Below are 2,727 nucleotides of genomic sequence, written 5' to 3' on the forward strand. Positions count from 1 at the left end.
AATGCCGAATTGGACGAACCGGGAGTCCAGCGTTGAGACGAAATCAATGTCATTAGTACGTTGATTATTTCTTACGGGAAGCTTCGTGCCATTGAGATAGCCCTAATGATTTTCGCGAATTCCCAAATAATGCTCAATGGGCCGATTAAATAAACAAAAGGAAGAAGAGCATTTTCTCTTCTTCCTTTCTACACTACAATCTTTCACCTTAAGTAACTAGATGTAAGCACAAAAATGGGGATGAAACGATTGTATTCTATGAAATAGAGTCAATTTATTATGAAAAGGATGGAATATTTAATGAGATTGCTAGGGATTTCAGGAACAATTACAGGGTCAAAAACATTAGTTGTTGTCCAAGAAGTCTTGAAAAAAATAAAAAAAGATTACCCTGAGATAGAAGTAGAGTTATTAGATATGAAAGAGTATGATGTCCAGTTTTGTGATGGACGTGATCCCTCTACTTATTCTGGTGACACAAAAAAAGTAATCGATATCGTTTCGGCTGCTGATTTCTATGTCATCGGAACACCTATATTTAATGGATCAATAACAGGGGTTCTTAAGAACTTATTCGATTTAGTTCCTGTTTCTGTTTTTCGCAATAAAGTAATGGGTTTTATCGCTACCGGGGGAACCTATCAGCATTATCTTGTAGTTGAAAACCAGTTAAAACCTATCGCGGGATATTATCGTGCATTTACTGTACCTGGTTATGTTTATGCTCACAATGATCATTTTAATGCAAATAACGAAATTAAAGATGAAGAAGTATTAGAAAGGATTAGTAACCTAGCAAAAGAAGTGGTTTTTATGCAAAAAGCTCTGAAGTAGCAGGAGTATTGTATGCATGACAATTTGTGACTAGAAGGTAGGAAATTATGATTCTATTTAAAAATAAAAAAGAAATCCATTTGCCGGATCTTACATTCTGCAAATTATGCGAAGACAAATATGGGGTGAATAGAGGTCTGTATAATACGATTGATTATTGGTTTTATGAAAAAGGGATTGAAAACATTTCAGAACGTCGTTCTATTATCTTAGATTTTCTCCAGGTTGTTTGTGATAGGTCAAAAATAAGTACACCTAATAGAAAATACAAGTTTGGACACGGGGGATTAACCGTAAAATTGAATGAATATTGGGAAAAAAGGACTGCTATGAAGAATAAGTCAGGCTAAATAATGACCCGATACTACCCTGAGTATTCGTTCAAAGTCAATAAAGTGACTGCATTACTCTAGTTTATATAAAATCGACGGGGGAAAGAAAAATGAATCTTGCTGAAAAGATATCCATTTTTAATTGTAACACTGAAATTTTTTTTGGAGTGGGGGCAATTCGCCAATTATCTAAAATTATATCCCTGCAGACAGTAGAGAGAATACTCATTATTTGTGATGAAGGGGTTAAAAAAGCAGGAATTCTTGATCTCGTTTTACAAGAAATAAAGCAGGCTCAAATTGATTGTATCGTTTTTTCTGAAGTGGAGGCTAATCCTTCTTCAACAACGGTAAATAAAGCTAGCCAAATTTTAATGGATTCAAAGGCAGATTTAATTGTTGCTGTTGGAGGAGGGAGTCCCCTGGATACTGCCAAGGCTGTGGGAGTTGTAGCAACGAATGGAGGGGATATTACTCAATATGAAGGGATTGATAAATTTGAGTTTCCTTCATTACCTGTTGTGGCCGTTCCAACAACCGCAGGAACTGCCAGTGAAGTCACAAATTTTACAGTCATCACTGACCTGGAAAGGGAATATAAGGTCACGATTGGCGGACGCAAACTTGCGGCCCGATGGGCGATTGTAGACCCTGTATTAACCTTAACTCTCCCACCGAAACTGACGGCATCAACAGGGCTGGATGCATTAGTTCATGCCATAGAATCTTATACATCTACAATGGCGTATCCATTAAGTGAAGCGCTGGCTCTTGAAGCTATACGCGTTATTTCTGATAGTCTAAGGCAGGCTGTTTACAATGGAGATAACCTGGAAGCCAGAACAAAAATGCTGTATGGAAGCCTTGTGGCTGGTATGGCATTCAATAATACTCGGTTAGGCAATGTACATGCTATGAGTCACCCGTTAAGTGCTAAGTTTAATGTGCCGCATGGAGTGGCTAATTCCGTTCTTCTCCCTCATGTTATGGAATTTAATAGAATGGCAGCGCCTGGAAAATTCGCCCGCATTGCAATTGAGATGAACGAGGTAAGAGAAGGGGCTAAATCAGAATTAGAAATGTCGAAAGATGCTATTACAGCTGTTCAAAAGTTAGCTTCAGACATTGGAATTCCAGATAATTTCCGGGATTATGGAGTAACTGTAGATTCTATTCCTGGTATGGCACAAGATGCAATGAAAAGCGGAAACATTCTTGTAAATCCAAGAAAGACGTCAATTGAAGATGTAATTACTTTATATCATAAAACTTTATAATGATTAATAGGGAGGAGAAGGAATGATGACAATAAAATCAGAAGTAAAAACCTACCAAAATTTAATTGGCGGGGAATGGGTTGCTCCACAATCTGATAAATTCAAGGCAAGTATAAATCCGGCTGATTACAGGGAGATTGTTGGATACGTACCATTATCAACGGAAAGAGATGTAGATAATGCTGTTCAATCTGCAAAGACGGCATTCGCAGACTGGCGGAGGCTATCTGGATCAACACGTGGCGAATATCTTCGTAAAACGGCCGACATTATAGAACAACGGG

General features: G+C 37.8%; 4 protein-coding genes. All 4 read left to right on the forward strand.

All coding sequences use genetic code 11. The annotated features are described in order from the left end of the window. The first annotated feature begins 300 nt into the window (after window positions 1–300). Window positions 301–834 (forward strand): NADPH-dependent FMN reductase, encoded by a 534-nt coding sequence (locus tag ADA01nite_RS21480; protein WP_146812468.1) that lies wholly within the window; start codon window positions 301–303, stop codon window positions 832–834. 47 nt (window positions 835–881) lie between these two features. After that, a complete protein-coding gene (locus ADA01nite_RS21485; protein ID WP_146812469.1) occupies window positions 882–1,184 on the forward strand; it encodes a hypothetical protein in 303 nt (100 codons plus the stop codon). 92 nt (window positions 1,185–1,276) lie between these two features. Beyond that, entirely contained in the window at window positions 1,277–2,443 is a 1,167-nt protein-coding gene (locus ADA01nite_RS21490; RefSeq protein WP_146812470.1) for an iron-containing alcohol dehydrogenase, read from the forward strand. 22 nt (window positions 2,444–2,465) lie between these two features. Beyond that, window positions 2,466–2,727: aldehyde dehydrogenase family protein (locus ADA01nite_RS21495; protein ID WP_146812471.1), on the forward strand; the 262-nt coding region annotated here is incomplete at its 3' end.

It is taken from the genome of Aneurinibacillus danicus (assembly GCF_007991215.1).
GTDB classification, from domain to species: domain Bacteria; phylum Bacillota; class Bacilli; order Aneurinibacillales; family Aneurinibacillaceae; genus Aneurinibacillus; species Aneurinibacillus danicus.